At 60.1% G+C, this 5,205-nt stretch carries 3 protein-coding genes; 1 reads left to right on the top strand and 2 read right to left on the bottom strand.

What is annotated here, in order from left to right; all coding sequences use genetic code 11:
- Both VN887_20840 and VN887_20835 read right to left on the bottom strand, forming a co-directional pair.
- Positions 1–921, bottom strand: a 921-nt coding sequence (locus tag VN887_20840; protein ID HXT42467.1) for a response regulator, incomplete at its 3' end; no start/stop codon positions are given.
- Between the two features lie 32 nt (positions 922–953).
- Positions 954–4,676, bottom strand: a complete 3,723-nt coding sequence (locus VN887_20835; protein HXT42466.1) for a PAS domain S-box protein — start codon at positions 4,674–4,676, stop codon at positions 954–956.
- Between the two features lie 139 nt (positions 4,677–4,815).
- On the opposite strand from VN887_20835, the gene VN887_20830 reads away from it, so the two are divergent.
- A partial coding sequence (locus VN887_20830; protein HXT42465.1) for a thiamine pyrophosphate-dependent dehydrogenase E1 component subunit alpha occupies positions 4,816–5,205 on the top strand: 390 nt, incomplete at its 3' end.

The following is a 5,205-nucleotide window of genomic DNA, read 5'->3' as shown; positions in this document are numbered from 1 at the left end:
CCCTCCCGGTTTGGGGACAGGTGGTTGCGTTTTGCCCTGTCTGACCTCGATCGTCACATCGCCCCGCGGCGTGAACTTGATGGCGTTGCCGAGCAGGTTGACGAGAATCTGGCGCAGGCGGGTGACGTCGCCGATGACCGTCGCCGGCACGTCGTCATCAATCTGATAAGCCAGGTCGATCTGTTTTTCGGCGGCACGCGGCGCCAGCAGATCGAGAGAGTCCTCGATGCAGGTGCGGATATCAAAGGGTTGTTTTTCGAGTTCGAGCTTGCCGGACTCGATTTTGGAAAAATCGAGAATATCGTTGATGATGGTCAGAAGGGCGTCGCCGCTGCTGCGAATGGTTTCCACCAGTTCGCTTTGTTCGGAGGTCAACTCGCTTTCCAGCAGAAGGCCCGTCATGGCGATGACCCCGTTCATCGGTGTGCGGATCTCATGGCTCATGTTGGCCAGGAATTCAGACTTTGCCCGCGTGGCGGCCTCCGCCGCGATGCGGGCGTTTTCGAGGTCACGGTTTGCCTGTGTCAACTGGTCCTGCAGGAGTTTGTTGCGGAGCGTGGTGCGGACGCGCGCGCGCAGTTCGGCGATCTCGTAAGGCTTCGTGATGTAATCCACCGCCCCGAGTTCGAATCCGCGCAATTTATCAGCCGTGCTGTTCCAGGCGGTCAAAATGATGACCGGGATCGCCTGCAGGTGGGCGTCTTCCTTCAACTGCTGCAGTACGGCAAATCCGTCGTTTTTTGGCAGGCCAAGATCAAGCAGGACAACGTTGATCTTGTTTCGGCGGGCCAGCGCCAGGCCGTCGCGTCCGTCGCGGGCGCACAAAAGCTGGATGTTGTCCGCCATCAGGCTGCTGACGAGCAGATCGTTCAAATCCGGGTCGTCATCAATCAGAAGAATCTGAGGTAGCGGAGCGCTCATGCTTTGTGCTGAAACAACGGCGGCATAGTCTCTCAAACAGACTGTATTGGCTTTTTCTTTTCCTGCTCAAGGATAAAACAGAGGCTGGCATATTCTTCGGTGATTCTGCCGAACAGGTTCGCAGCTTCCGTCAGTTTTCCCTCCTGTGACAGTTTCTCAAGTTCGCCGCACAGTTTAGCGAGACGGCGCGCGCCGAGGTTGCTGGCGCTGCCTTTAAGACCGTGGGCCGATTCCTTCAAAGCGACAGGGTCAGGGCGGGCGATCGCGGACCGCATGGCCTGAATTTTGGGAGGTGTGTCACTCAAAAACAGATCGATCAACTCGATCGCCGCGTCGGGTTCACCCGGTTCTTGAAGGGCCCGCAACCCTGCCAGCACCGCGCGGTCAATGAGGGTCTCTCCGCTGTCGTTCCTGCTTTCTCCCCGGTTTCCCACGGGCACCGGGCGGACAAAACCGGCCGCTTCCTGAAGCACGGCCTGCAATTCGGGCAATTTTACGGGCTTGCTGATGTAATCGTTCATCCCGGCGGACAGGCAGCGTTCACGGTCGCCTTCCAGCGCGTTGGCCGTCAGCGCGATGATATAGGTTGGCGGACGTTGTGGATCGCTTTTTTCCAATTCAAGCATGCGAATCAGACGCGTGGCTTCGTAGCCGTCAAGTTCCGGCATGTGGCAATCCATCAGCACGATGTCGTAGGGGATGCGCTTGAGCGCTTCGACCGCTTCGACTCCATTGGCGACCGCGTCGGCCGAGTAACCCAGTTTTTTCAGTTGTCGCAAGCCGACCTTCTGGTTCACGACATTGTCCTCGGCCATCAGGATACGGACGTGCTTGGGGTTGAGCGCGCGACGACGCCCCGCGGCGTCACCAGCGTAGAGCGCGTGTGGCTGGCCTTCAGCGGGTGTGAAGGCTTCCGCCATGACTGTGACCAGACAGTCGAACAGCCGCGACTCTTTCACCGGTTTGACCAGGTACGCGTCGATTCCCGCGCCGCGCCAGGCTTCCGCATCGAGCCGCAGGCCCAATGAAGTGAGCAATACCAGTCTCGCCTTCTGGATGAGGGGATCGGCGCGAATTGTTTGCGCCAGGGTCAGCCCGTCCATCTCCGGCGTCTGCAGGTCGAGGATGACAAGGTCGAAAGGATGGCCGCCGGTGGCTCCGGCGCGCAGCGCATCCAGGGCCTCCGGGGCGCTTGCGGATGTGCTGCTGTGCATCTTCCACGAGGTGGTTTGGTGCTGTAAAATCAGGCGGTTGGTCGCGTTGTCGTCGACGATCAGGACGCGCAGGTTTTCAAGGTTGCCGCGCGGCCGCTTGAACAGGAACTCCGTGCCGGGCGGCTGCTTCTCCAACGTGACGGCGAACCAGAATGTCGAACCTTTTCCAGGCGTGCTGTCCATTCCAATCTGGCCGCCCATGAGCTCGACCAGTTGTTTGGAGATCGCAAGGCCGAGCCCTGTGCCGCCGTACCTCCGCGTCAGGGAGCCGTCGGCCTGGATGAACGCCTGAAACAGTTTTTTCTGCGACTCGTAGGGAACTCCGATCCCGGTGTCCGTGACCGCGCAGCGGAGGGTGACGTGGGTCGTGGTTTCGTTTTCCTTCGTGATGCGGACGACAACCTCGCCGCGCTCGGTGAATTTGATCGCATTCCCCAAAAGATTGGTCAGTACCTGTCGCAGGCGGCCCGGATCTCCCCGCAAATGACGCGGCACGTCATTCAGCACCCAGGACGCCAGTTCGATGCTCTTGGCTTCGGCGCGTTCGGCAAGCAGTTCTACGGTGCTTTCAACCACATCACGCAGGTCGAAGTTGATGATCTCAATGCTGAGCTTGCCGGCTTCGATCTTCGAGAAGTCCAGGATATCATTGATGATCGTCAGCAGGGCGTCCGCGCTGCCGCGGATTGTCGCGGCAAAATCGCGTTGTTCATCAGTGAGGTCGGTGTCCATCAACAGACCCGTCATGCCGATGATGCCGTTCATCGGTGTGCGGATCTCGTGGCTCATGTTGGCCAGAAATTCCGATTTGAGGCGCGCGGATTCCACCGCCACGTCCCGGGCCTTTGCGAGTTCGCCTTCGGTCTCCTTCAGTTGCGTGATGTCCTTGGTTACGCCAAAGGTCCCGATGATTTTTCCGTCCTTGTCGCGAAACGGCATCTTGGTCGTCAGGCCCCAGGTGACCTTGCCGCCCTGCCAGGTTTCCTTTTCTGTTCTGCCGATGATGGGCTGCCCGGTGCGGAGTATGTATTGTTCGTCCTCGTACGCGGCCTGAGCGTGCTCCGTCGTAAAAAAATCAAAGTCCGTTTTGCCGATCGCCTCCTCGGAGTCCTTGATGCCGAATTTTTTTGCCAGGGCGTGGCCGACTTTGACAAAGCGCGACCGGGTGTCCTTGAAATAGATGTTATCGGGAATGTTGTCGAGCAAGGCGCGCAACAGGTCGCGCTCGTAGGCCAGGGCGTCCTCTATTTTCCTCCGTTCGGTCACGTCCCAGAACATGCCCTGGACGCCGATGACGTTGCCGAGGGCGTCGTACAGCGGGGTCTTGACCACCTGCACGTATATTTTTCCGCGGTCCGGCGTCCGGTGCTCCTCCACGGCCTCGAAGGGCGCCCCGGTTTGCATCACGCTGTGATCGTCGCGCTGGTATTTCGCGGCGAGTTCTTGCGGGAAAAAATCAAAATCCGTTTTTCCAAGAATCGCTTCGAGCGGGCGGCCGAGTTCAGTGCAGAATTTCGTGTTGCCAAACGTGAAGCGCCCCTCCTTGTCCTTCCGGAAAATATTTTGCGGCAGGGACTCGACCAGGGAGTGATACAAGACCTCCGAATCGCGCAGTGCCTGTTCGGCCCGCTTGCGCTCGGTGATGTCCTCCACCGTTCCCTCGAAATAGAGCGCGTTACCGTGCGGACCGCGCACGACCCGCGCGTTTTCGGAAATCCAGATGACGCTCCGGTCCCTCCGGTACACCTGCGATTCGAATTTCGACACGATGCCATTTTGCTGGATCAAACGAACGAATTCCTCGCGCCGGCCCGGCTGGACATAAATCTGATGTTCGATGTCGCTGACCGCGGCCATGAGTTGCTCCGAGGAGTCATAACCGTAGATTCTGGCGAGCATCGGATTGGCGGCGAGATAATGTCCGTCCGGCGTCGTCTGGAAGATGCCTTCCATGACGTTCTCGAAAATGCTGCGGTATTTTTCCTCCGCTTCGCGCAGGGCCTCCTCGGCGCGCAGATGGCCGACGACCGAGCGCTTCAGTTCAATAAGATTGCGCCGCAGTTCGAGCTGGGTGATGACCTGGTGGCCCAGAATCCGCAGTGCCTGAACCTGCTCCGCCGTCAGCTGGCGCGGTCTTCGGTCCATCACGCATAGAGTGCCGATGGCAAGGCCGCCGGCCGGCGTGATCAGCGGTGTGGCGGCGTAAAATCGCGCGTGCGGTCTGCCGGCCACCAGCGGGCTGCCGGTGAACCGCGCGTCTGACGCGGCGTCCTCCACCACGAACAGGTCGGTCTGCAGGATGGTGTGCGCGGAAATCGATGCCTCCCGGGGCACCTCCGGCAGTTCGAGTCCCATCCGTGACTTGAACCACTCGCGCTGCGCGTCCACCAGACTCACCAGCGCGATCGGGGTCTCACAGATTTGCCCGGCCAGCCGCGCCAGATCGTCGAACGCGTCCTCGGGCGGCGTGTCGAGGACGTTGTAAGCGTGCAGCGCCTTGAGTCGTTCGGCTTCGTTTGGAGGTCGCGGGGCTGCTTTCACTCGTGCGTTGATTCACATCGTTTTCCGCAAGACTTATACGGCAGATGGGGGCGCTTCACAACCAAACTCTGGCGGCTGTTTGGCGCGCCCGACAAAGAAACGTTTGCACTCGGAACGCAAAGGCGCGTAAATAATCCGCATGGTTCAGACCGTTGCCAGCCCGGAAGCCGGCCCCGCTGCCTCCACGCCTCGCGACGTTTATAACAAAGCCTTCCGCCTGATGCTGCTGGCACGGACGTTGGACGACAAGTTTGCCAGCCTCTACCGCGCCGGAAAAATTCATGGCGGCGTTTTTCTGGGCCGCGGGCAGGAGGCGCTGAGCGTGGCAACGGGCCTGGCGCTCCGGAAGGGAGACGTGTTCGCCCCCCTGATCCGCGACCAGGCCGGACGTCTCGCTTTTGGAGAACCGATCCTGGATGCCGTCCGAACCTACCTCGGTTCGACGCTCGGACCGATGCGCGGACGCGATGGCAATATTCATCGCGGGCGGCCCCGTGAAGGATTGCTGCCCATGATCAGCCATCTCGGG

The sequence above is a fragment of the Candidatus Angelobacter sp. genome, assembly GCA_035607015.1.
Lineage (GTDB): Bacteria > Verrucomicrobiota > Verrucomicrobiia > Limisphaerales > AV2 > AV2.
The sequence above is the reverse complement of the archived record's forward strand: the minus strand, read 5'-3'. Positions and strand labels throughout refer to the sequence as shown.